The sequence below is a fragment of the Halosolutus sp. YCN4 genome, from assembly GCF_059736495.1.
In genome coordinates this window covers 56,763-81,123 of record NZ_JCASSM010000001.1, presented here as the reverse complement: position 1 = coordinate 81,123, position 24,361 = coordinate 56,763, and the positions used below count along the sequence as shown (strand labels likewise).

At 65.5% G+C, this 24,361-nt stretch carries 24 protein-coding genes and 1 tRNA gene; 18 read left to right on the top strand and 7 right to left on the bottom strand.

The window, feature by feature from the left end; all coding sequences use genetic code 11:
* Positions 1 to 2 precede the first annotated feature (2 nt).
* Positions 3 to 158: a hypothetical protein gene (locus tag AC6I6X_RS00450; protein WP_497928548.1), complete on the bottom strand. Its 156-nt coding sequence runs from the start codon at positions 156 to 158 to the stop codon at positions 3 to 5.
* 284 nt (positions 159 to 442) lie between these two features.
* Here AC6I6X_RS00450 and AC6I6X_RS00445 point away from each other — a divergent pair, with 284 nt between their 5' ends.
* The 4 genes from AC6I6X_RS00445 (at position 443) to AC6I6X_RS00430 (ending at position 5,809) form a co-directional block, all read left to right on the top strand.
* Positions 443 to 1,225 carry an IclR family transcriptional regulator gene (locus AC6I6X_RS00445; protein ID WP_497928547.1) on the top strand — a complete coding sequence of 261 codons (783 nt, stop codon included), beginning with the start codon at positions 443 to 445 and terminating at the stop codon, positions 1,223 to 1,225.
* A gap of 173 nt (positions 1,226 to 1,398) precedes the next feature.
* Positions 1,399 to 2,049, top strand: coding sequence for a bifunctional 4-hydroxy-2-oxoglutarate aldolase/2-dehydro-3-deoxy-phosphogluconate aldolase (locus AC6I6X_RS00440; protein WP_497928546.1), 651 nt, complete (start codon positions 1,399 to 1,401; stop codon positions 2,047 to 2,049).
* A 98-nt stretch (positions 2,050 to 2,147) separates the two neighbouring features.
* On the top strand, positions 2,148 to 4,910 hold the full coding sequence (locus tag AC6I6X_RS00435; protein ID WP_497928545.1) for a S8 family serine peptidase: 2,763 nt from the start codon (positions 2,148 to 2,150) through the stop codon (positions 4,908 to 4,910).
* A gap of 164 nt (positions 4,911 to 5,074) precedes the next feature.
* Positions 5,075 to 5,809 carry a DUF7847 domain-containing protein gene (locus tag AC6I6X_RS00430; protein WP_497928544.1) on the top strand — a complete coding sequence of 245 codons (735 nt, stop codon included), beginning with the start codon at positions 5,075 to 5,077 and terminating at the stop codon, positions 5,807 to 5,809.
* A gap of 468 nt (positions 5,810 to 6,277) precedes the next feature.
* On the opposite strand, the gene AC6I6X_RS00425 is transcribed toward AC6I6X_RS00430, so the two are convergent.
* Positions 6,278 to 7,186: an RIO1 family regulatory kinase/ATPase domain-containing protein gene (locus AC6I6X_RS00425; RefSeq protein ID WP_497928543.1), complete on the bottom strand. Its 909-nt coding sequence runs from the start codon at positions 7,184 to 7,186 to the stop codon at positions 6,278 to 6,280.
* Positions 7,187 to 7,527: 341 nt separating this feature from the next.
* Here AC6I6X_RS00425 and AC6I6X_RS00420 point away from each other — a divergent pair, with 341 nt between their 5' ends.
* The 8 genes from AC6I6X_RS00420 to AC6I6X_RS00385 all read left to right on the top strand — a co-directional run bounded on the left by AC6I6X_RS00420 (position 7,528) and on the right by AC6I6X_RS00385 (position 14,996).
* Entirely contained in the window at positions 7,528 to 8,898 is a 1,371-nt protein-coding gene (locus AC6I6X_RS00420) for an FAD-dependent oxidoreductase (protein ID WP_497928541.1), read from the top strand.
* Positions 8,899 to 8,983: 85 nt separating this feature from the next.
* Complete coding sequence (locus tag AC6I6X_RS00415) at positions 8,984 to 9,820, top strand: lipoate--protein ligase family protein (protein ID WP_497928540.1); 837 nt, start codon at positions 8,984 to 8,986, stop codon at positions 9,818 to 9,820.
* A 137-nt stretch (positions 9,821 to 9,957) separates the two neighbouring features.
* Complete coding sequence (locus tag AC6I6X_RS00410) at positions 9,958 to 10,827, top strand: deoxyribonuclease IV (protein ID WP_497929626.1); 870 nt, start codon at positions 9,958 to 9,960, stop codon at positions 10,825 to 10,827.
* Positions 10,828 to 10,916: 89 nt separating this feature from the next.
* Entirely contained in the window at positions 10,917 to 11,720 is an 804-nt protein-coding gene (locus AC6I6X_RS00405) for a class I SAM-dependent methyltransferase (RefSeq protein WP_497928539.1), read from the top strand.
* A 107-nt stretch (positions 11,721 to 11,827) separates the two neighbouring features.
* Positions 11,828 to 12,835 carry an ABC transporter ATP-binding protein gene (locus tag AC6I6X_RS00400; protein ID WP_497928538.1) on the top strand — a complete coding sequence of 336 codons (1,008 nt, stop codon included), beginning with the start codon at positions 11,828 to 11,830 and terminating at the stop codon, positions 12,833 to 12,835.
* Entirely contained in the window at positions 12,828 to 13,619 is a 792-nt protein-coding gene (locus tag AC6I6X_RS00395; protein WP_497928537.1) for an ABC transporter permease, read from the top strand. The genes AC6I6X_RS00400 and AC6I6X_RS00395 overlap by 8 nt, the downstream gene beginning before the upstream one ends.
* 115 nt (positions 13,620 to 13,734) lie before the next feature.
* On the top strand, positions 13,735 to 14,469 hold the full coding sequence (locus AC6I6X_RS00390; protein ID WP_497928536.1) for a GNAT family N-acetyltransferase: 735 nt from the start codon (positions 13,735 to 13,737) through the stop codon (positions 14,467 to 14,469).
* Positions 14,470 to 14,720: 251 nt separating this feature from the next.
* Positions 14,721 to 14,996, top strand: a complete 276-nt coding sequence (locus AC6I6X_RS00385) for a HalOD1 output domain-containing protein (protein ID WP_497928535.1) — start codon at positions 14,721 to 14,723, stop codon at positions 14,994 to 14,996.
* 106 nt (positions 14,997 to 15,102) lie between these two features.
* Here AC6I6X_RS00385 and AC6I6X_RS00380 read toward each other — a convergent pair whose 3' ends face one another.
* Positions 15,103 to 15,759, bottom strand: a complete 657-nt coding sequence (locus tag AC6I6X_RS00380) for a DUF7095 family protein (protein ID WP_497928534.1) — start codon at positions 15,757 to 15,759, stop codon at positions 15,103 to 15,105.
* A 57-nt stretch (positions 15,760 to 15,816) separates the two neighbouring features.
* Complete coding sequence (locus tag AC6I6X_RS00375; protein ID WP_497928533.1) at positions 15,817 to 16,290, bottom strand: DUF4442 domain-containing protein; 474 nt, start codon at positions 16,288 to 16,290, stop codon at positions 15,817 to 15,819.
* A 119-nt stretch (positions 16,291 to 16,409) separates the two neighbouring features.
* On the opposite strand from AC6I6X_RS00375, the gene AC6I6X_RS00370 reads away from it, so the two are divergent.
* Together AC6I6X_RS00370 and ncsA are read left to right on the top strand one after the other, a co-directional pair.
* Positions 16,410 to 17,138 (top strand): alpha/beta fold hydrolase, encoded by a 729-nt coding sequence (locus AC6I6X_RS00370; RefSeq protein ID WP_497928532.1) that lies wholly within the window; start codon positions 16,410 to 16,412, stop codon positions 17,136 to 17,138.
* A 225-nt stretch (positions 17,139 to 17,363) separates the two neighbouring features.
* Positions 17,364 to 18,332, top strand: coding sequence for a tRNA 2-thiolation protein NcsA (gene ncsA, locus AC6I6X_RS00365; RefSeq protein WP_497928531.1), 969 nt, complete (start codon positions 17,364 to 17,366; stop codon positions 18,330 to 18,332).
* Positions 18,333 to 18,486: 154 nt separating this feature from the next.
* On the opposite strand, the gene ftsZ is transcribed toward ncsA, so the two are convergent.
* From ftsZ to AC6I6X_RS00350, 3 genes are all read right to left on the bottom strand, one after another.
* The gene (gene ftsZ, locus AC6I6X_RS00360) at positions 18,487 to 19,668 is read right to left on the bottom strand and encodes a cell division protein FtsZ (RefSeq protein WP_497928529.1); all 1,182 of its coding nucleotides are present in this window, start codon (positions 19,666 to 19,668) and stop codon (positions 18,487 to 18,489) included.
* Positions 19,669 to 19,670: 2 nt separating this feature from the next.
* Complete coding sequence (cdrS, locus tag AC6I6X_RS00355) at positions 19,671 to 19,850, bottom strand: transcriptional regulator CdrS (RefSeq protein WP_250140132.1); 180 nt, start codon at positions 19,848 to 19,850, stop codon at positions 19,671 to 19,673.
* Positions 19,851 to 20,061: 211 nt separating this feature from the next.
* Positions 20,062 to 20,592 (bottom strand): double zinc ribbon domain-containing protein, encoded by a 531-nt coding sequence (locus AC6I6X_RS00350; protein ID WP_497928528.1) that lies wholly within the window; start codon positions 20,590 to 20,592, stop codon positions 20,062 to 20,064.
* A gap of 130 nt (positions 20,593 to 20,722) precedes the next feature.
* Between AC6I6X_RS00350 and AC6I6X_RS00345 the strand changes: the two genes are divergently transcribed.
* From AC6I6X_RS00345 to AC6I6X_RS00330, 4 genes are all read left to right on the top strand, one after another.
* Positions 20,723 to 20,796: transfer RNA gene (locus AC6I6X_RS00345), tRNA-Tyr, on the top strand.
* Between the two features lie 590 nt (positions 20,797 to 21,386).
* Positions 21,387 to 21,911, top strand: a complete 525-nt coding sequence (locus AC6I6X_RS00340) for a hypothetical protein (RefSeq protein WP_497928527.1) — start codon at positions 21,387 to 21,389, stop codon at positions 21,909 to 21,911.
* 390 nt (positions 21,912 to 22,301) lie between these two features.
* Complete coding sequence (locus AC6I6X_RS00335; protein WP_497928526.1) at positions 22,302 to 23,507, top strand: M24 family metallopeptidase; 1,206 nt, start codon at positions 22,302 to 22,304, stop codon at positions 23,505 to 23,507.
* A gap of 76 nt (positions 23,508 to 23,583) precedes the next feature.
* Entirely contained in the window at positions 23,584 to 24,309 is a 726-nt protein-coding gene (locus tag AC6I6X_RS00330) for a helix-turn-helix domain-containing protein (RefSeq protein WP_497928525.1), read from the top strand.
* Positions 24,310 to 24,361: the final 52 nt, after the last annotated feature.

The window sequence follows — 24,361 nt, the reverse complement described above, 5'->3', positions numbered from 1 at the left end:
TGCTATCGGGATGCCTCCGTATCGACCGCGTTCGCGACCGCGTCGGTTTTCGTCTTCACGGTCCCGATGCAGCCCGCGAGTGCGACCGCACCGAGGGCAGCGCTTCCTTTCAGGAGCCGTCGCCGACCGTACTGTCCGTATGTGGTATCCCGTGGCATAATCTCACTGAGTATTCCGGATACAATCACGATTATTGTTTAAACCTTTCTCTTTGTGGACAGGTATCGGCGTTTACAGGCCGTTTAGATCGTGTTTCTGATGGCAGAACACCCCTTGTTTATATGGCCATCAACCAGATATTGGCCAATTTACAAGTAACAATTTCCTCCATCATGATCTATCCATAGATATTCTGGTGGAATAAATGTCGCGCCGGACGACATCGTTCACCGATAGAGAACAAGGATTTAGTAGACCGGTGAGAGTATCCCTGAGGAGAACGATGGGGGATCAGGACGGCATCTCTGTTCAGGCGACCGCGACGACCTTCGTGATCATCGAGGAACTGCGGGACCGCGATCGGGCCGGAGTCACGGAGTTAGCCACGGCGTTGGACCTGTCGAAAAGCGCCGTTCACAATCACCTCTCGACGCTCGTGTCGCTCGGCTACGTTCGTCGGGCGGACGGTGCGTACGGACTGACCCACCAGTTCCTCCGACTCGGACTGGGCATCCGCGAACGGAGCGCCGTCTACCGGGCCGCGAAGTCCGACCTCCGGACGCTGGCCCAGACGACCGGCGAAACGGTCAACCTGGTCGTCCCAGAGGCCGACTACGGCGTCTATCTCTACCGCGTCGTCGACGGCGACCACCCGATCCCCGAGGGCGGGCAGGTCGCGCTCCACGCCTCCGCCGCCGGCAAGTCGATCCTCGCCTTCCGGGACCACGAGGAGGTGGACGCGTTCGTCGACGACCACGGCCTCCCCGCCCTCACCGAGCGGACCGTCACGGATCCCGCCACCCTCCGGAGTCAACTCCGGTCCATTCGCGACCAGCGCGTGGCGTTCGACCGTGGTGAACAGACCCCCGACTGGCAGTGCGTCGCCAGCCCCGTCGTCGTCGACGGCGACCCGATCGGCGCCATCAGCGTCTCCGGCCCCGCCGATCGCATGCAGGGCAAACGCCTCGAAGAGGACGCCACGGGCCTGGTCGTGAGCACGGCGAAGGCGATCGAACTCGAACTGCTCGATTCGGCGGCGTCCGCGGCCGGGACCGAAGCCGAGTAACGGTACGCGATCGGACGGGTACTCGTCGAGACGGCGATCGCCGCGCGGCCCGTGACGCTCGAACCGACCCGGCGATTCCCGTTCTCGTCTCCCGAACGCACTCGTTCCAGCGGGCCGGCCCCCTGGCCGTCCCATACCACTGGGCTAAAGTCACGCGCAACTGAGTCATACCCATGACTGACTCACAGCAGGTCCACGAACGGATCGTCGAGAGCGGAATCGTCGCCGTCCTCCGGGGCGTCGACGCCGATCGAATCGTCCCGGTCGCCCGCGCCATCCACGAGGCCGGCGTCGGCGCGATCGAGGTCACGGCGAACGATCCGCACGTGAGCGAGAAGGTCGCAGCCGTCGACGAGGCGCTGGCCGAGACGGACGCCGTCGTCGGCGCGGGAACCGTCCTCGACGAGGCGACGGCCCGGTCGGTGATCGACGCGGGGGCCGAGTTCGTCCTCGCCCCGGACGTGAATTCCGCGGTCGTCACGGCCTGTAACCGCCACGGCGTTCTCTCCGTGCCCGGCGTGATGACGCCGACGGAGGCCGTCACCGCGATCGAGGCCGGGGCGGACGTCCTCAAACTGTTCCCCGCGAGTACGGTCGGCCCGGACCACGTCGGCGCGCTGCAGGGCCCGCTCGGCGACGTCCCGGTCCTGCCGACCGGCGGCATCGGGCCGGACAACGTCGCCGACTTCTTCGACGCGGGCGCGGCCGCCGTCGGCGTCGGCAGTTCGATCGTCGATTACGACGCGATCGCGGCCGGGGATCTCGAACAGGTTCAGCGGACGGCCGAAACGATGGTCGAGGCCGTCGAAGACGCGCGACGATAACCGACCGGCAGTCGGGAACCGAATCGTCGATCTCGACCCACTATTTGACGTGTTTGTCACAATCTCTTCTTGAGGGACGACCGATCGTCCACGCGACGATGAACGAAAATGACGATCACCGTTCGCAACACGACGCCTCGCTGTCGCGTCGATCGATACTGAAAGCCGGCGCGGTCGCCGGCACCGGACTGACGCTGGGTGGACTGGAATCGGGGAGCGCAGTTGCCGGTTCGTCGGACGACGAGCGCACCATCGATCCGGCGTTCACGAACGTTCGCGCCCGTGAGGCCCGGCAGGCGTGGGAACGCGGCTACCGGGGCCGACCCGATCGAACGCTCGCGCTCACCGACTCGGGGACGGATGCGCGCCACCCCGATATCGGTCCGTGGAGCGGAGTCACGGTCTCGACCGAGGACGGGTTCGAGGTCGACGGAAGCCCGTTCGCCAACACAAGTGCGATCATCCCGAGTACGACGAAACTCGTCGGCTGGCACAACGACCACGATGGCTACGGCGGGTTCGAGAAGCCCCGCGACGAGAACGGCCACGGGACCCACGTCGCCTCGATCATGGCCGGGTCGGGCCGCGCCAGTGCGATCGATCCCGACCGCTATTGGGAAGACGACCCACACGCGGTACTTCTGCTCGGCGATGCGCTCACCTACGAGGTGTCCGCCGAGGCCGGCACCGGCGTCTTCGCAAGCGCGTACGGCGACGCGATCGAACTCGTCATCGAGGGGCCGGACGGGCAGGAACTCGCGACGTCGGCCGGCGCGTCCGGAACGAGCGAGGTCACCTTCGAGAACACCGTCGCCGAGACGCCGACCGTCCACGACGCCGGCGAGGCGACCTACACCGTCCACGTCCGCGCAATCGAGGGGGAACTCGTCTCCTCGGGGCGCGTTCGGACGGTCGCCGTCGGCGCGTTCGAGCACCCCGCCGACACCGTCGGCGATCGAACCGCCGACGGCGATCGATCGGTGCACGCCGGCGTCGCGCCGAACGCGAGCCTCCTCGCGCTGACGGATCTCTCCGCGCCGACCGCCGACCTCGCGACCTACGCTGACGAGTTCGTCGAGACGTTCAACCTCCGCGCGGTCAACATGTCCTGGGGGTACGTCGGCGGTCTGCCGCTGGGGGCCGCGGGCGAAACCCTCGACGACGTTCCCGGACGGATCCGCGAGATGGCCGAGGCGGGGATGCTCACCGTCGCGGCCGCGGGCAACGACGCCACGCCAGCCAGCGGCAACGGCGCGCCGGCGGTCGCGAACGAGGCCATCTCCGTCGTGGCGACGGGACCCTACGACGGGATCGCCGCCTACTCTTCGGGCGGAATCGGCGGCATCGACGAATCCGGCGAACCATACACGAAGCCCGACGTTACCGCACCCGGCGGCCAGATTAACGTCCTCGACATCGCCGCTGAGAACGGGGTCCCCGAGGACGAGGTCCGCACCGACGACGGCGACGCAGAGGCCCTCGACGCTGACCTCGAACCGGTCCGCGACCTCGAGGACGTCTCGGACGACGAACTCACGCCCGACACCGAATTCGACGACGAGATCACCGGCGACGCGGCGTACGACCTCGAACTCTCGAGCGACGTGCTGGACGCGCTCCTGTTCGACGACGGCGACGCCGAGGCGATGCGCTACGGCGCCCGGCGCGAGGGCATGTGCGGCGACGGCGTCCGCGACTACACCGGGAAAGCGGGCACCTCGATGGCCAGTCCGAGCGTCTGTGGCATCGCCGGCCTCGTCGCACAGGCGATGGAGGAGGACGCGCCGGACCCGATCGCCCTTCCCGACCCCGCCGAGACGGGGTACGACGACGTACTCCGCCTGAAAAGCACCATCCTCGCCACGGCCACCGAAACCGCGCTGACGGCCGCCCCGTATCACCGTGCGAAGGCCCCCGTCTACACCCACGGCGGTCGCGACCCCTACGAGGGCTACGGGCGCGCCAACGTCGGCCCCGCGATCGACGCCGTTACCTGCGACCTCACCAACGGGTCGGTCTCCGACGCCGTCGGCCTCGCGGTCCCGGACGACGAGCGCGCCGTCGCGGGCCACGTCCGCATCTCCGACCCCGGCGAGGTCACCGCAACGGTCGCGTTCAGTCACTACAGCGGGGCCAACGCGGACGCGACGAAAGGCGATCCGCACCTCGACCTCTTCCTGTACGACGCCCAGAACCCCGACGGGCTAACGGGAGAGCCGACGATCGTCGACAGCGAGGCGCAGTACGCCTCGAGCAGTCAGACGCAGTCCGACGACAGCGACGGCGAGGCGGCGGTGTCGACCAGCGTGAGCGTCGACGACCTCGAAGCGAACGGCGGCGAACGCGTCTTCTACGTCGTCGCGAAACTGGTGAACGTCCTCGGCCTCGTCACCGGCTTCGACTGTCGCGCCCACCTCGACCTCGAGACCGCGTTCGACCCCGAGCGACTGGTCGTCGAGGGCGACCGCGAGGACGACGGAAGCGTCTTTACCGGCGGCCAGACCAACCGCACGGCGCTCGACGTCGCGGTCCGCCATCCCGACGATCGCGAGGTCCTCGTCCGCGACACGGTTCCCGAGGGATGGGACGTCGACGAAACCTACGGCGACGTCGAGGCGACGACTCCGGCCTTCGGCGGCGGCACGCACGTCTACTTCGGCCTCGACGACGCCCAATCGGTCTACGAGAGCCTCACCCACTTCGCGGCGGCCCCGGACGATGTCGCCGACTCCGATCGCTACACGTTCGGCCCGATCGCCGTCACCACCGAGACCGACGCCGACGGCACCCTCACCGATCGGGAGTGGACCGCGGTAAGCGGCACCGAGCGGACGGTAACCGTCCTCGCGGAAGAGACCTGATTCCGGCGACGGGGCCGATTCGTGGCTGACGTTCGATAGTATGGGATCCGGCGGAATACGAACCAGCCACAACACGCACGTAGAGCCACGGATACCGAACACTCCGCCTCCGAGACACCTATAACGAGTGCTACATATATCTACTCGAGACGCGTAGAACTCGTATGGCTTTCAACATCATCGACGCGATGGTCGAGGGGTTCGACCGCACGCGCCAGCGGAACGGACTCCTCCTCGTCGCGATCTTCGCCATTCTCGCCGTCGGAAACGCTGTCATCACCCGATCGGCCTTCGCCCCGATGGGTGCGGGCGGAGAACCGGCGGGCGGTCTCCTGACCGTCGTCGCCGGACTCCTCTCGATCGGCCTCGCGGTTGCCTCGCTCGTCGTGACGATCGTGGCTCTCAGGACGTTCGTCTCCGAGGAAACCGAGACGGTTCCCCGCGCGTTCGCCACCCGGAACATCGGTCTCGTCGCGCTCAACACGCTCGTCGGCGCGATCGCGTTCGCGCTCGTGGTCGCCATCGGGACCGTCTTCCTCGTCCTGCCGGGCCTGTTCCTGCTCGTCAGTCTCTACTACTGGGCCGTCTTCGTCGCCGTGGAGGATCAGAACTTCGTTCGCGCGTTCCGGAGTAGCTGGGCGCTCACTCGCGGCAGTCGGCTCCGACTGTTCGGTCTTGGCGTCGCCGTCCTCGTCATCGGACTGGCCGTCAACGCGGCCGTCGCCTTCCCGGCGCTCCTGTTCGGTGGCGCGGTCGGACTCGTACTCACCCAGATCGCCGGGGCGGCCGTCACCGTCTATACGCTCGCGACGACCGCTCGCGCGTACGAGCAACTCCGGAGTCTCGACCGGCCGATCGAGCCGGACCGGCAGCCGGACCTCTCGGGAACGCCGGTCTAAACCGTTCGAGAGGGCGTCGCCGCGACCTGCCCGAAACCGAGATCACGCAGATTTCGTATATCGGTATTTGGTTTATCTCAGATAGAGCGTTCTATGACGACGAACGACCCACTACACGACGGGAGCGTCGCAGACGGCGATTCTGGGGTCGATCGGTCCGTGCCGCGCGCCGCGCTGGTCGGTGCCTCGCTCCATGCGGAGCCACCGATCCCCAAATCGGCCGCGAATTCGGAAACGGAACCCCGACGGCGTCGCTGGCGGCCAGGGCCGTCACCAGTCGCCGCCGGCCGATCGGTGGCGATTCCGTCGACGGATACCGATCGGCCCGACGGCGTTGCGCGTCCGAACCGATAGCACGGGGGTGGCTGGAGTCGGAGGAATCACTCGAACGATACCCTCGCGCAGGAGAATTCCCGTCCGGCAACGGTCGGTGTGAGGGGAGCGCCACGACGGGAACCGAACCGGCAGTCAGACGAACGCGGAGACGGTCTCGAATTCATCGTCCGCGATCGACGCAGCGAGACCGTCGATCGAGATCTCCTCCGGGACGTGCCGGGGGTACTTGCGACGGAAGTAGCCGACGACGTTCTTCAGGTCGCGTCGGAGGAACTCCTCGGCGTTCCCGTGGTCCGTCGGCACGGCCTGGGGCCAGTCGAAGATCGTCACGCCGCCTTCGTCGACGAAGACGTTGTACTCGCTCATGTCCGCGTGGACGTACCCGTGCTCGTGCGCGCGTGCGATCTCCGAGAGCAACAGGTCGAGCACGCCCAGGACCTGTTCGTCCTCGAGTTTCGTCCGGGAGAGTTCCACCCCGTCCATCTTCTCCATCACGATCGCGTGGCGGTTCTGGTCGATCGGCTGGGGGACCGAAACGTCCGGGTACAGGTCCTCGAGAATGTCGTGTTCCCGTTCGGCGGCCTTGCGAGCCGTGTACATCCAGGAGACGTGGTCCTTGTCGGAGGCGTAGTCGCGTTCCTTGTGAACCTCCCGGAAGTTCGTGTACCCCTCCCGGTGGTACTTCAGGGCCAGCGGTTTGTACGATCGGACCTCGTAGACGTCGCTCTCCTTCCCGACTCCCAGCGGCGACCCGAACTCGCCGATCGTGTCGCGTTCGACGAGCGCCCGCAGTGCGAGCGCGTCGTACCCCTCGAACTGGAGGGTGTACCCCTCGTACTGGATCGTCTTCTTCTCGATCAATCCCCGTTTGAGACAGCGCTCGAGCCGGTAGTCGACCTCCTCCTCGGTCAGGCCGGTAAACGAGGGGAGTTTCTCGCGCTGGACCCACTCGGAGAAGCGCATCCCCTGTTCGACACCCGAGAGGAGATAGAAGTCTTCCGTCTCGAGTTCCGGAAGTAACCCGGCGACGTTTCGCACCATACGTCGGGGTAGCCGGCGAGTACGTAAAAACGGCGTGACGGGCGACGGACCGACGGACCCCGGTGACTGACCCACCGGTTCCACACCCAGTACGGCCGGTTTGCGCCCAAGCCGACCTGCAGTATATCTTATAACGATATATAAAATCCGCCTGCCGAGAGAAATCGGCGACACGGATCGGTTCGAGTCTCATCCCATCGCGGGATGTCGCTCGGCATCTTCCGATGCTCGCGATCGATACACGAATCGTCGACAGCGGGGTCGTCGATCGCCGGAAACCGGATCAAAAAAACCATGAGTTATCCATCGGGGATATCGAGGTACAGATTACTCCAACGACAATGTCGGGCAAATACGACCTCGTTATCGTCGGTGGCGGTATCAGTGGCGCGTCGCTTCTGTACACGACCGCGACGTTCACCGACGTCGAATCCATCGCGTTGATCGAGAAAGAATCGAAGATTGCTGCAATCAACTCCCACTGCACGAACAACTCGCAGACGCTCCACTTCGGGGACATCGAGACCAACTACACCCTCGAGAAGGCCGAAGAAGTAAAGGAAGGAGCGGAACTGCTCGCGGGCTACCTGGAGAACTACGACGCCGACCGCGAGATGCACGACAGGCGAAGCAAGATGGTGCTCGGCGTCGGCGACGAAGAGGTGGACAAACTCGAGCGTCGCTACGAGGACGAAGGGTTCGGGGCCCTCTTCCCGAAACTCCGGGCGATCGGCCGCGACGAAATCGCCGACCTCGAGCCGAAGGTCGTGGAAGGCCGCGACCCGGACACGGAGATGCTCGCGCTCCAGACGCCGGACGGCTACGTCGTCGACTACGGCGAGGTGACGAAATCGCTCGTCGATCGCGCCGCGGAGGAAGCCGGCGTGGACGTCTACACGGGCACGGAAGTCACGGACATCACGCCGACGCTGGACGGCTACACGATCGAGACGAGCGACGGGCGCTTCGACTGTGACGTCTCCGTCGTCGCGGCCGGGTCGCACAGCCTCCAGATGGCGAAGGAACTCGGCTACGGCCAGGACAAGGTGTTGCTGCCGGTCGCCGGGAGCTTCTTTCTCGCCGACGACCTCCTGAACGGGAAGGTCTACACGCTCCAGATGAAGAAACTGCCCTTCGCCGCCGTCCACGGCGACGCGGACGTTCACGACGACAGTATCACCCGGTTCGGCCCGACCGCGAAACTCGTCCCGACGCTCGAACGGGGTCGCATCTCGACCGTCGGGGACTTCCTCGACGTGTTCGGACTCAACGGCGCGGCGTTTCTCAGCTACGCTAACATCCTCTCCGATCGGGTCCTCCTTCCCTACGTCCTCCGGAACCTCGTGTACGACCTCCCGAAAGTCGGTCCGCGACAGTTCCTCCCGCACGTTCAGAAGGTCGTCCCGAGCGTCGAACTCGAGGACATCGAACGCGCGAAGGGGTACGGCGGCGTCCGCCCGCAGATCGTCGACACGAAGGCGAAGTCCCTCGACATGGGCGAGGCGAAGATCGTCGGCGACGACATCATCTTCAACATCACCCCGTCGCCGGGCGCGTCGACCTGTCTCAAGAACGCGATGCAGGACACGCACACGCTGATGGACTTCTTCGACGGCGAGTACGAGTTCGACGAGCAGGCGTTCCGCGCGGACACCATCGACAACTTCCCCCGGCCGGACACCCCCGGCGATCCGATTCCGGCGGACGACTGAGACGGGCAGTCGACGGCGGCCGGATCTCGTTTCGACCGATCGTCCGGTCGGAATCGCTTTGCCCCTCGCGGGCGTGGGGCCGCGTATGACGGCACTCGCCGATCGGGAGTGGCGGCTGATCCGGGACGACCCCCGCGAGGGGGCCCTGCAGATGGCCATCGAAGAGGTCGCCGCGCGGACGGCGCTCGAGGACGGGATCCGTACCGTCCGGGTCTACGACTGGGACCCGAGCACCCTCTCGCTGGGGTACCGCCAGGACGCCGACACGGTCGACTGGGACTACTGCGATCGCGAGGGGATCGACGTCACCCGCCGACAGACCGGTGGCGGCGGGATCTACCACGACCGCCGCGCCGACATCTCCTACTCGATCGTCGCCCCCGCCGACGAGGTGCCGGGTGACCTGATGGACTGTTACGCGCTGTTTTGCGAGCCGATCCTCGAGGCGTTCGAGCGGATGGGCGTCGACGCCGACTTCGCGGCGACCGAGCAGGACGCGATCTACCAGCCCTCCTGCTACCTGCGGGACATCCATCCCGCACACGACGTCGTCGCGCCCGCGGGAGAGGGTGCGAGCGCCCGGAAGATAAGCGGTAACGCCCAGTACCGCCAGCGCGACGTCGTGATCCAGCACGGCTCGATCAGTTACGACCTCGAACCGACCCACCACGTCGGCGTCTTCGACGCGACGATCGACGAATCGACCTTCACGAACCGGGTGACGAGCATCCGCGAACAGGCCGGGATCGATCGCGAGGAGGCGGTCACGACCCTCGCCGACTCGCTGGGCGAGTGGTGCGACGCGACGGAATCGGCGTGGCGCGAGGACGAACTCGCGGCCGCCCGCGACCTGGCCGACCGGAAGTTCGGGGCCGGCGCGTGGATCCGCGATCGGGACGTGCTCGAAGCGACCGAGGGGTGAGGCCGATCGTGGGGCGGCGCCGAGGACCACGACGACTCGAGACGGCCGCCGATCGGCCGACGACCAGCACCGATCCGTGGCGCCCGCCGCGCTCCGTTATACCTATCACGAACCGGTACTGACGGGTGTCCATGACCATGAAGGTCGGCGCACACGTTTCGATCTCCGGTTCGCGCGTCTCCTCCGACGACGAGACACCGCCCTACGACGACGTCCGCAACGCGGTCCACCGCCAGCTCGCGTTCGGCGGGAACTGCGGACAGATCTTCACGACCTCGCCGCAGGTCTGGCAACAGCCCGAAATCAGCGACGAGGCCGCCGAGGGGTTCCGGGAGGAGTCCGACGAACTGCTCGAGGGGCCGTGGGTGATCCACTCCTCGTACCTGGTCAACCTCTGTACGCCGAAGGAGGACCTCCGCCGGAAGTCCAAAGAGAGCATGCAGGCGGAACTCGACGCCGCCGAGAAACTCGGTATCCCGTACGTCAACGTCCACCTGGGCGCACACACGGGCGCGGGCGTCGAGGGCGGCCTGGACAACGCCGCGGGCGTCATCGACGACCTCGACGTCCCCGACGGCGTCCGGATCCTCATCGAGTCCGACGCCGGCAGCGGCACCAAACTCGGCGGCGAGTTCGAGCACCTCGCCGGCATCATCGATCGGACCGAGACGGAAATCGGGATCTGCATCGACACCGCCCACACGCTCGTCGCGGGCAACGACCTGACGACCCCCGAGGCGGTCGACGAGACGATCGGCCGGTTCGACGACGAGGTCGGCCTGGAGTACCTCGAGTACATCCACCTCAACGACTCGAAACACGACGTGGGCACGCACAAGGACGAACACGCCCACATCGGCGAGGGATACATCGGCGAGGACGGCATGAAGGCGATCGTCAACCACCCCGACCTGCGCGACCTGCCCTTCGCGCTCGAGACGCCGACGGAGGACGGCCGCGGCTTCGCCTGGAACATCGAGACGGTCACGGAACTGCGCGAGGAGTAAGGCGCGAACCCCGACGATCGATCGCCGCGAGGGTGCGTTGCCGGCGCGGGATCGACCCGTTTTTACCCCGAACGGCCCTACCGGGAGCCGTGCGCGAGTTCTCCGAAGACTACCTGCACCGGACCCGTTCCGGGATGTGGGACGACTCCCGGGAGGCGCTCGAGCCGCTGGCTCTCGAGAGCCGCGATCGGATCCTCGACGTCGGCTGCGGAACCGGCGAGTTGAGCCGCGTGCTCGCCGCGGAGTGTCCCGGCGAGGTGATCGGCTGCGACGCCGATCGGGACCTCCTCGCGGTCGCCCGCGACCGCGTCCCGGTGGTCGCCGGCGACGCGCTCGAGTTGCCGTTTCCGGACGACGCGTTCGACCTCGTGGTCTGCCAAGCGCTGTTGATCAACCTGCCCGACCCCGCCGCCGCGCTGGCGGAGTTCGCCCGGGTCTCGACCGACCTCGTGGCGGCCATCGAACCCGACAACGGCGCGGTGGCCGTCGACTCGAGCGTCGACGTGGAGGAGTCGCTCGAACGCCGGGCGCGGCGGGCCTACCTCGACGGGGTCGACACGGACGTCACCCTCGGTGCCGACGCGAGAACGGCGTTTACGGACGCCGGACTCGACGTCTGCGAGACGCGCCGGTACGACCACGATCGGACGATCGAACCGCCGTACGACGAGCACGCCCTGATCGTCGCTCGCCGCAAGGCGTCGGGGGCCGGGCTGGCCGACGACAGGGAGACCATGCTCGACGGCCCGTTGAGTCGAGTCGAGTACGACGACCTCCGGAGCGCCTGGCGCGAGATGGGCCGTGACGTGATCGACCAGATGACCGATCGCGAGTACCGGCGCACCGAGACGGTGCCGTTCTACGTGACGATCGGCCGGATCCCCGACGCCTAGCCCGAATCGACGTACCAGTAGACTGGCTCTCCGATGTCGACACAGTCCGGGTTCCGAACCTATTCTAAGGTCGACAATACCTTGACTCCCCCGCTCGTAGGCGCCGCATGGGTGCGATCGAACTCGAGGGCCTGACGAAGGATTACGGCGAGGTGCTCGCTAACGACGACGTGACGTTCACCGTCGAACGGGGCGAGGTGTTCGGCTACCTCGGGCCGAACGGGGCCGGGAAGACGACGACGATCCGGACCCTGCTGGGCTTTCTGTCGCCGACCGCGGGCACGGCGCGACTGCTCGGCCACGACATCACCGCGGAACGGGAACTCATCCAGGCCAAGCGACGGATCGGCTACCTGCCGGACGATCCGGCGTTCGACGAGGGCGCGACCGGCCGGGAGGTGCTCGACCTCCACGCGAGCATCAAGGGCGACGAGCGCAGCGACGAGTTGCTCGAGTTGTTCGATCCGCCGCTCGATCGGCCGGTCCGCGAGTACTCGCAGGGGAACGTCCAGAAACTTGGGCTCGTGACGACGTTCATGCACGAACCCGACCTCGTTATCCTCGACGAGCCGACGAACGGGCTCGATCCGCTCCTGAAACAGCGGTTCGCGAGTTTTGTCCGGAACGAACGCGCACGCGGCGTGACTGTCTTCTTCTCCTCGCACATCCTCGGCGAGGTCCGGCGGCTCTGCGATCGGGTCGGGATCATCCGCGACGGACGGATCGTCGCGATCGAACCCGTCGAGGCGTTGCTCGATCGGAGCGGGAAGGTCGTCCGACTCAAGGCGGCGGAGCCGATCCCGGTCGATGCGCTGGATCTGCCGGGCGTCCACGACCTCGAAATCGGCCAACACGACGCGCCTGCGCGCGAGTCACCGGAGGCGGCGGGGGCCCGTCACGGGACGACGGCGGAGACGACGGGCGGTCCGGGCGACTCCGCGGCGACTGCGACCTCGACGCCGGACGCCATCGACGAGTGTACCTTCACGTTCACCGGCAACGTCAACGACCTCCTGTCGGCGCTGTCCGGATACCAGTTGCAGGATTGCTCGATCGAGGAAGCGCCGCTCGAGGACGTCTTCATGCGGTTTTACGGGGGTGAGGGAGATGTTTGAGGTCGCCCGGTACGACGGACGGCACCGACTCACGGGAAGTGCCGTCCTCGGGGTCGGGATGGCCCTGCTCGCGGCGCTCGTGATCTGGGTCTACCCCTCCTTCGGAGAGGCGTTCGAGGACGCCGACGCGCTCCTCGATGCCTATCCCGACCAGATCATCCAGCTGTTCGACGTCCAGACGATGGCCACCCTCGAGGGCTTCCTCGCGTTCGAACTCTACATGTTCGGCTGGATCATCCTGCTGGGGCTGTACGTCGCCTACGCCACGGCGGGCGTGATCGCCGACGACGTCGATCGCGGGCGGATGGACGTCCTGCTCGCGATGCCGATCTCGCGGGCCCGGGTGGTCGGGGAGAAGTTCGCCGCGATGGTCGTCCCGATCGTCGTCGTCAACCTGCCCACGCCGATCGTCGTCTTCGTGGGTTCGCGGCTGATCGACCACCCGATCGCCGCGAGCGACGTGCTCGCCGTCCACCTGCTCTCGATACCGTATCTCCTCGCCTGCGCGGGGATCGGCCTGCTCGCGTCCGCCGTCTTCGATCGGGCCAGTATCGCCCAGCGGGTCGCGCTGGGGGTGACGTTCGGCCTCTACCTGTTCGAGTCGCTGCTCGCCGAAACCGACTCCGAGGCGCTGGGCGCGATCGCGCCGATGCGGTACTACGATCCGAACGCGATCTTGCTCGACGGCGAGTACGACCTCGTCGGCGTCGCCGTCCTGCTCGCGATGACGATCGGTCTGGTACTGGTCAGCCAGTTCTGGTTCGCCCGGAGCGACCTGAACTGAGCGTCCCGCACCGTCGGTCGCGCCCTCGCCGGACCGAACCTGTCCGGACGCACCACAATGATGTTTGGTAACACCTGACAATCACTAAATACGCCGTCGGAGAACTAGTCCCGAGATGCAAGCCATCGAACAACCTCGATTCGAGAACGAGGAGCACGAGGCGATCTACGGGTACGTCGAGCGAAACGGCGCCGTCGCGCCCGAAGAACTCGAGACGGCACTCTCGATCGAACCGAACCGGCTGCGAGAGGCGATCGACCGGCTCAAAGACGACGAGTACCTCGAAGCGGAGGGGAGCCTGTTGCGGATCGCGATCGACACCGGTGCCGAGGCGACGCACACGGTCGACGATCTCACGTTCACGATTCGACCGGCGAAGCAGAGCGATCTCAAGGGGATCGTGGCCGTGATGCGCGAGGTGGCCGAGGAGAACGACTACCTCGTCGCGGAGACCGTCGTCGACCTGCTGGACCACGAGAAGGTCGTCTTCCGGCACAACGACATCGAGTCCCGAATCTTCTTCGTGGCCACCGTCGACGGCGAGGTGGTCGGCTGGGCCCACCTGGACTCCCCGAACTACGAGAAGCTGTCTCACACCGCCGAACTCACGATGGGCGTACTCGAAGCGTACCGGGGCCACGGGATCGGCAGCCAGCTCATGGAACGGGGGCTCAAGTGGGCGTCCGAAAACGGGTTCGAGAAGGTCTATCAGAGCCTCCCGGCGACGAACCAGGACGCCGTCCGCTTCCTCGAGGACCACCGCTGGGAGACCGAAGCGCTCCGGCAGGCCCACTACAAGATCGACGGCCAGTACGTCGCCGAGCAGATGATGGGCATCATGCTCAACTAGGAGCCACTGAACGTCGATGCACACCCGATCGCACGGCGGGAGCACGGTTCGGAGCGAGCGAACCGAGGGCGAATCGGGGACAGTGCGATCGGTGATGTGAAAATCGCTTCAGTTGTTACTATAGCAGTAGATAGTAGCACGGTTTCTCCCGTGTGAAGCTCGCGTTACGTTCAGGCAGTAGGCTGAACGAGGGCGGAGTGTCACCCAGAAGGTCACAACACGTATAACCGAGCGCGGTGCCACAGGAACGCATGGGGGAATCTCACGCGTATTCTGAGTCAATTCAGAGCCAATACGACTGGTCCAACTCCGCTCCGAGTGAGGCCGTCATCAACGCTATAGCTTCTTTGGAAGGCGTTGAACCAACTGCCCTTCCAGTAGAACTGGGCACGATCCTATACAATCACGTCGATCCCGACGCGCTCGATACGCTTGTCAATAGCGACAACCCACACACTATTTCGTTCATCGTCGATAAATATAAGATCCAAATCGACGGGAACACGATGGTTATCTATTACGACTGAGACGTAGATCTCTGGTCAGTTCGCATCTGCACGTAACGAATCGACCAGCCTAGGTTCGCGTCCAAAATTGAATAAAGAAACCGAATTATCAACTATTGATACCCGCTCAGACGACGTCTCCGCGAACCGTCACCCCGTCCTGTCGCTCGCGCCAGGCGTGGAGTTCCCGTGCGGCCTCGGTCGCCTCCTCGTCGTCCATCCCGAGCATCTCCAGGGCCGCAGACAGCGTCGGCAGGGCCAGTTCGCTCTCGCGGAGTTTGCGGAACGCCTCCTCGCTCCGGGTGCCGTCGGCCCACAGACAGACGCCCCGGGGATCGAGCAACCGGGTGTAATCCTCGCGCAGTTTCGCCCCCCGGAGGCGCTGGGTGACGTTGTCCTCGAAGGACGCGTTGCAGACCTCGAGGTGGATCGGTTCGTCCTCGCCGAGCAGGTGGGCGGCGAGACACTTCTCGGGGGCGGCGTGGCCGTTCGCGTTCGCCCGGAGGTGCTCCGGGTGGTCGGCGGCCCAGTCGGCACGAACCGACTTGCCGACGCCCTCGACGCGAAACTGCTCGCCAGCGTCGCCGGCCGCGGGATCGCTATCGTCGCGCATCAGTACGTCCTTCGTCACGTAGACGTCGAGCCGATCGATCGGATCGAGTCCGAGCGCGACGTCGCCGAAGGCCCAGACCTCGCGGACGGGGACGGGCATCCGCTCCGCCTCGACGGTGTCGACGAGCGTCTCGAGCCGATCGACGGCTGCGTTCCGGTCGAAGCCGGTCATCGTCCGGAGTTGGGCGCGGAGCCGCAAAACGGTTTCCGGTCGGCGGGCTGGCGCGTTTCAGGCCTTCTTCGACTGGTCCGTCGAGACGTAAACCGTCTTCCGGACGGTCGCGTGGACCTCGCCCGTCGCGTCGACCAGGTCGACGGTGTAGTGGCGATCGATCGACTCCGTGCCCGGCCGATCGAGTTCGGCCCGGATCGCCTCGAGTTCGGCGTCGGAGAGCGTAAACGTCGCGTACAGCGTCTCCCGGCCGGGTTTCGTGAACCGGATCTCGGCTTCCCTGTCCCAGACGACGTACTCGTCGCCGAGCGTCTTGAGAAGCATGATCATGTAAAACGGGTCGACCGCCGCGTACATGCTCCCGCCGAAGATCGTCCCGACGTAGTTGCGCGTCCGCCACGAGAGCGGCAGTTCGATCCGGATCTCCCGCCAGTCCGGATCGATGTGGGTGACTCGCCCGCCGGTCCCCCGGTAGGCGGGAAACAGGTTGAACGCGGTCCGGTAGAAGCGGGCCCGCAGGGCGTCGAACATACGCGGTACTGTGGTCCGGTACCGAAAGCCGTTACCAAACGGGATGCGGGTTCGTGCGGATTGTCCCAGGCTCGTGTCAAGAGAGCAGATTTTTGTCGGACGGCGTCGAACGGAAGCATATGAGACACCGCGTCTTCAACGAGGACGGCGAGGAGGAACTCGTCTTCGTCATGGGCTGGGGCAACCGCTGGACCCACGAGAACGTCAGCTGGCTCATCGGCGAGTTGACCGATGCCGGCTACCGCGTCCACGCGTTCGAACTCCCCACGAACATCGACGACTTCAAAGCCGACTGGCTCGAGCCGATCGCGGAGTACGTCCTCGACCTCGACGGCTACCAGTTGCTGGGCCACAGCGCCGGCGCGCTCGTCGCGCAGGCCCTCGACGGCGCGGACAACCACGTCTACCTGAGCCCGTGGTGGGGGTACAGCGAGGAGTTCCCGAACCTGGCCTTAGAGGCCGTCTCGGCGATCCCGACGACGTTCCCGTGTCTGCCGATCGGCGAGATGGACGCGGACGCCCTCGGCGACCTGGCGACCGACCACCAGATCGCCACGACGCCACGCTGGGTTTCGCCCGCGTTCGTCCGGGAAACCCGCCGCGCACAGCGGGACCTGCTGACGATCGACCACGACGCCGTCGTCTTCTGTTCGCTTCGCGACCCCGTCGTCAGCCTGCGCCCGATCGGGGAGCGCGTGCCCGCCAGACACGTCGTCCTGTACGACGGCGGCCACGAACTGTTCTCCTCGCGCAGTCGCGAGGCCCACGTCGACACGCTCCTCGCGGCGCTCGCGGAGGGTGCCGCCGCGGTCGAGGAGCGAGACGAGGAAGACGAAATCCCGGCCTGATACGGTCTGCTGTACCGATGTACCGGTGCAACCGCAAGAATGATCGCGGTTGTACCGGAACTGACTGACAGTAGTCCGTATGAGTCGGTCGACGCCGATCCGTCGTACGACGTCATACTTCCGTTCTCTCGGTCCGCCGAAAGGAGTCTCGACTGTCACGAACTCGCGGCGACGGGGGGCGAAGAGACGAAACGGACATACGCGTTCACCGGTAAGGTGGCGGCGATGGACTGTAACCGGTGTGACGAGGAGGCGGTGATGCACGCCGCCTACTCCGGGGCGCACCTCTGTGCGGATCACTTCCGCGAATCGGTCGAAAAGCGGGTGCGCCGTCGAGTGCGGCGGGACGATCTCGTGCCACACGACGCGACGCCCGAGAACCCGCAGACGTGGGTGATCGGCCTCTCGGGCGGGAAAGACAGCGTCGTCCTCACGCAGATTCTCCACGAGACCTTCGCCGAGGACCCGCGCATCGAACTCGTCGGCCTGACGATCCACGAGGGTATCGAGGGCTACCGCGACAGGTCGGTCGACGCCTGCGTCGAACTCGCGGACGACCTGGGAATCCGCCACGAACTCGTCTCCTACGAGGACGAGTTCGGAATCCGAATGGACGACGTCGTCGAGGACGACCCCGAGAACATGGCCGCCTGCGCCTACTGCGGCGTCTTCCGGCGGGACGTGCTCTCCCGGTACGCCGAGGACCTCGACGCCGACCTGCTGCTGACGGGCCACAATCTCGACGACGAGGCCCAGACGGCGCTGATGAACTTCCTCGAGGGCGACGTCGAACAGATCGCCAAGCACTTCGACGCCAGCCTCGGACCGCTGTCCGAGCGCGGCGACCAGGACGAGTTCGTCCCCCGCGCCAAGCCGCTTCGGGACGTTCCCGAGAAGGAAGTCGCCCTCTACGCCTACATCGAGGACCTCCCGGCCCACATCACCGAGTGCCCGCACTCGAGCGAGGCGTACCGCGGCGAGATCCAGCAGTTGCTGTACGACCTCGAGGAGAACCACCCCGGCACGCGCCACTCGATCATCGCCGGCTACGAGGAACTCGCCGGCATCGCGGCCGACGAGTACGGCGGCGACGAGGGCGGCGATCGGGCCGACCTGCGAGCGTGCGTCGAATGCGGCTCGACCACCACGCGGGAGGTCTGTCGGAAGTGTTCGCTCCTCGAGTCGCTGGCCTGAGGCGCGTACTCGAGTGCTCCGGCTCGATCGGCCCGCGAGGAAGGAGACACGCCCCGAACCGATACCCGACGTAAACGCACCTGAGCGGTCGTCTCGGGCAGATTGCAGCGACGAAAACGCCCTGCACCCAGCGTAAAAAAGAGCGGCCGGTCGATTACCGGATGACGTCGACGCCGTTCTGCTTCTCGAGTTCGCGCTTCCCACCGTCGCTCTGGGCACCGAACTCGTGTTTCTCGACGTTCTTGCTCGCGTCGAAGTCGGCCTCAGTCACGCCCTCGATGCTCTGGCGGGACTTGTCGGCCTGCTTCTGCGTCGTCGGTCCGAGCACCTGCGCGCTCTGGACGCCGGTCATGATCGCCATGACGCGGACCTTCCCCTTGTAGTTCTCCTGGATCCGGGCGCCCCAGATGACGTTCGCCGAGGCTTCGAGGCGTTCGGTGATGTTGTCCGCGATCCCTTCGGCCTCCTTTAAGGTGAGGTCCGGCCCGCCGGTGATGTGGACGAGGCCACCCGAGGCGCCGCGGTAGTCGACGTCGAGCAGCGGGTGGTTCATCGCGTCCTTGACGACCTCGTCGGTCTTGTTCTTGTCCTGTGTTTCTCCGACCAGCATCACGGCGACCCCGCCCTGGTTCATGATCGTCGACATGTCCGCGTAGTCGAGATTGATCAGCGAGGGCTGGGTGATCGTCTCCGAGATTCCCTTGACGGTCTCGGCGATGATCTGGTCCATCACCGAGAACGCCTTGCCGATCGGGAGGTTCGGGACGTAATCGAGCAGTCGGTTGTTGTCGAGCACGATGATCGAGTCGGCCTGATCGCGAAGTTTCTCGAGGCCCTCCTCGGCTTTCACCGTGCGGGCGCGCTCGACGTTGAACGGCGTCGAGACCATCCCGACGACGATCGCACCCTGTTCCTTGGCGATCTTCGAGACGACGGGGGCGGCACCCGTACCGGTGCCACCGCCCATGCCCGCGGTCACGAACACGAGGTCCGCCTCGCCGAGGACTTCCTTGATCGTGCCCTGGGCCATCTCGGTCGCGCGCTCGCCCATCGAGGGGTCGCCGCCCGCCCCGAGCCCGCTGGTGAGGGACTTGCCGACGAGGATCTTCGTGTCGGCCTCGATCATCTTGAGGTGCTGTTTGTCGGTGTTGATCGCGATCGTGTCGGCCCCGTCGACGCCGATGTTGTACAGGCGGTTGATCGTGTTGTTGCCCGCGCCACCGCAGCCGACGATGACGATTCGCGGATCGCCGAACTCGTCGCCGTCCATGTCGGCGTCCATCTCGCGGGCCTCTTCCTCGGCGTTCTCGAGGGCGTCCTGAACGATATCCTGCATCGTTACACCTTCGCCCAGGTCCGCTTCCCGGACTGCTCGCTGTGTCCGTCGTACTGTTCGTTGATCATCTCTCGGACCGCCGACCGGATCGCCTCGCTCCGGTTCGGGAACTCGCCCGAGTCGACCAGTTGCTCTACCTCCTCGATCTGCTGTTTCGGGATTCGCAGTGTCACACGCTCCATGATTGTATTCCCCATTGCGGGTAAGACGGATCCCGCGCCCCTGTCAGACGCGGCGTGTCTTACGTCGGAACCGCCCGACATCGGGCGTTTTCCGGCCCCAGCCGACCGCTGTAAGACGACCGTCTTACGCGACTAAGGTGGAGACTGTCTGAGATAATAAAACTTTCGTCCGACATCACTTTCTGTGTCTTACGACAGTCGTGATGTCCGACTAGTTCGAGTCGAGCACGTCCGCAGCGGGCGTCCGACGCCCACAGCTGGGGCAGAACGCCCAGTCCGTTCGGAGTTCGTCGCCACACTCACAGAACGATCGCCGAGACGCTTTCTCCCCGCAGTTCGGGCAGTAGACGTGGTCTGCATCGACGTTTTCGCCACACTGATTGCACTGCTGGTCGCGATCGGCGGGCTCCGCGGGGACGCCGGTCGACTGTGAGACAGTTGTATTACGATCCACGGCGTCCCCGTCGAGCGTAATGGAGACGTTCACGTCCTGGGGTTCTCGCGGTGGGCGATCGCGGAGTCGTTCCGACAGGAGCGTGTCAACGCGATCGCGAATCAGGTCGTCGATCGGATCCGTCCCGTCTCGTCGAACCTCCTGGTCCGCGCCCTGGTCCCCGTCGCGCGGCTCCGCGCCCGTGAGATACGCACGCAGTGCCTCCCGCATCGCCTCGCTTTTCGAGGCGTCGAGTGCCTCTAGCTGCTCGACGAGTTCGTCGTCGGCACGGAACGTGATCTTGCTCATCGGCTGACTACCTATCGTGTTAACACTTCACCTATATTAATCATTCTTCCGTTTACGGTTTGTTACACGGACTCACGCGTCGATGAATGATAACCCTTATATTTGCACCGGCGACTACGTTTGAGTGCGACCGCCCTTAGCTCAGACTGGTAGAGCAGTCGACTGTAGATCGACTTGTCCCCCGTTCAAATCGGGGAGGGCGGATTTTCTCCGAAAATCCGACCGACACGATTTGAGCTTGTGAGTCGCAGCCCCGGAACGGCGCTTCGCGCCGCACGCCCGGAACGTCTCACTGCGTTCAAATCGGGGAGGGCGGACTCGTTTTACTGGCGATTCGTGGCCGACTGTAGATCGGCTTGTCCCCCGTCCTCGTGAGCGAAGCGAACGAGGGCTCGGAAGACGTGCTCGCTTCGCTGTGCGCGTCTTCCGGCGTGCAAATCGGGGAGGGCGGACTTCTCCTGCGAACAATGTGAGCAGTGAGAAGTCTATCCTAAGCCGGTTTGAACACGCCAGTCGCAGCGCGCGAACGGAGTGAGCGCGACCGTCTGGCATCTGTTCAAATCAGGAGGACGGACGCTTCGGGATCCCACACGACGAGCGAAGCGATCGCGTCCGTCTGACAGTCGTTCAGATCCCGGCGGCCTGCCCGCCGCTTCGCGCTCGATAGCCGTTTTCGCCGCACAGAGGTCCACCCGCCCCTCGATCGGTTCGGGGCCGCGCCGGGAAAACGTGACTCGAAGGGATCGATTCCCGAGAGGTAAACTTATTTTTCAGTGGTCGAGAGCAGACGCGTAATGGATCTCTCGCCGAACCGTCGTCGGTTTCTCGGTCTCGCAGGAACCGGAACAGCGGTCTCCGTAGCTGGGTGTAGCCAACTCGACAGTACCGGTCCGACCGGCTTGGACGCCGAAGACAATTCCACCGATGACGGTGACGGCGACCGCTCGAGCGAAAACCTCGGGCCGACGTCCACGGTCGCGGCGTACGTCCAGCCGGATCAGGAGGACCTGGTCGAACTCCAGCAGCGCCAGCTCAATCTGAGTCGACAGCGGACGGAACTCAACGAATCCGAGTACCGGGTGGAACTCGAGCAGATACAACAGGAGCAACTCGAGTTGATCGAAGCCGCCATCGAGAACTTCGAGTCGTCCGTCGAGGAGACGGAGACGCTCACGATCGCCGATTCGTCGGCCCAGATGGGGATGGTGTTGCTCGAGGGGACGGCGGGGGCGCTCATCGAGGCGCTCAACGACGGGGACGTCGACGGGCTGTTTCCGGAAGCGACCTTCGGGGACACCCAACCGGGAACACTACCCTGAGGAGGGTTCCCCCGTGGGGGATTCGCGCGATCTGTGGATGCTAGTAGTTATCGAGAAGGGAGAGAACGCGCAGTACCAATTGCAGGACGTGGACGAAGACGCTCATCACGGCAACGTAGATTCCGAGCGCGTTCCGCCCCCTCCCGCGTGGAATCCCGTAACGCGGGTCGCCACGATCTGCTGCCCGAGTTGCGTGGCCAGCCGCAGCTAGCGTGTAGATCCTGCGGACCGGTCGCGACTGGACCCCGTTGAGGTTCCCCGCTCACCGCCTCCTGATACGGATTGCTGTAACGATGTACCGGCGCAACCGCGATCCGGAGGCGGTTGCGTCGGAAATGACTTACAGGAAACCGTATAAATCCTTTTTAGCTACCGCACGGAGGGATTCCTATGGCAACCGAACTCCCCGATGCGGAATACGAGGATCGACTCGAGCGGATTCGCGACCGGATCGCCGAGACCGATGCGGACGCCGGCCTGTGGTTCGGCGCGACGAGCATCGAGTACCTGACCGGCTTCGATCACATCCAGACGGAGCGCCCCGTCGTGCTGGCGGTGACCGAAGATCGCGCCGAGATCACGGTGCCGCGACTCGAGGCCGAGCGCGTCGAGTCCAACCCGCGGATCGACGCGGTGCATCACTACCGCGACTACCCGGGCGGGCGGCCGATCGCGGTCGCAGTCGAGATGCTGACGGGTCTCGGCGCGGAACGCGTCGCGGCCGACGCCGAGGGGGCGCCCGGCACCATGGGCTACGAGGGGCCACCGCTTTCAGACCATGTCGACGTCGAAACGCAGTCGTGGGTCTCGCGGATGCGCTGGGAGAAGTCCGACGCGGAGATCGACCTGATCCGGGAGTCGGCGACGTGGGCGAACCTGGGCCATCGGTACCTCGCGGAGTACACCGAACCCGGCGCACACCCGGTGACGGTGAGTCAGCGCGCGTCGATGGACGCCTCGAGGGCGATGCTCGATACGCTGGGCGAACGGTACGTCCCGCGGACCCGTGGCGACGGCCCGGTTCACGCGGGCTACATTACGGGCGAGCAGACGCGACTGCCCCACGGTCACACCGCGAATCGACGGCTCGAGGAGGGAGACGTCCTGATCACGGGCGCGACGGCGACCGTCGACGGCTACTACTCCGAACTCGAGCGGACGATGTTCGTCGGCGACCCGACGGACGAACAGGTCCACTACTTCGAACTCATGTGCGAGGCCCAGACGATCGCGATCGAGGCGCTCGGGCCGGGCGTTCCGATCGCCGACGTCGATCGAACCGTCCAGGAGTACTTCGAGGAGCAGGGGGTCGATGACCTCGCCCAGCACCACGTCGGACACAACATCGGCCTCGGCGGCCACGAACCGCCGTACATCGATCTCGGCTGGGGCGACCACTGCGAGAGCGAGCACACCAGCTACGACGAGGACGATGCGGTGATGCGGCCGGGTCAGGTTTGGACGATCGAGCCCGGAATCTACACCGATACGTACGGCTATCGACACTCGGACACGATCGCCGTCACCGACGACGGGATCGAGTGGCTGACCTACTATCCGCGCGACCTGGAGGCGAACGTGATTTCGATCGAGTAGCCGTCACGGTCGGGTCGTCTCACGACTGTCGGACGGCTACTTATTTATCACCGACCAGCGTCCGGTAACACGTATCGTGACTCGCTCCCCGCGCATCGACGAACAGGTCGAGGGGTCGCGTCTGCAACTCGACATCTGGCACCCCGACTGCTGGACGCTGGAGGTTACGGCGGACACGCCGGGCGGGTTGCTCGGACACGGCGTCTACGCGATCGACGGCAAGGCGACCGGCCGGTTCACCGCCTACGGACGATCGGTCGAGGACCTGGAGACCCTCGTCGACGCCGTCGACGCATCGCCGTTGATCGACGACGTCTGGGAGGCCGACCAGCACTACGCGACCGACGTCGGCACGCCCGACCCCGAGAACGTCACCACCGGACTCGTCGTCCAGTACGAACTCACCAACAGCATCAACGACGCGCTCGTCTCGCGGGGATTTATCCCCGACGAACCCGTCCGGATGACCGACGGTCGCGAGTACTGGACGGTCGTCACCCATGAGGACCGGGAGACGATCGGCGATCGACTCGACGAGATCCGCGAGGAGAAGTCGGCCAGCGTCAGGATCGAATCGATGCGATCGCTCCACAGCGGGCTGACGAACGGCGTGTTCCGAACCGACTGTCTCTCGGAACGACAGCGCGAGGTGTTCGAACTCGCCCGCACCAGGCAGTACTACAGCTGGCCGCGCGAGGTGTCGGCGGCCGACCTCGCCGCGGAACTCGACATCTCGGAGGCGACCCTGCTCGAACACCTTCGGAAGGCCGAAGCGAAACTCCTCGACCCCGAGACGCGGTGACCGCCGCGGGCGCGCTGTTCTCCGACCCTGTGTATCTAGGGAGGGTGTTCAC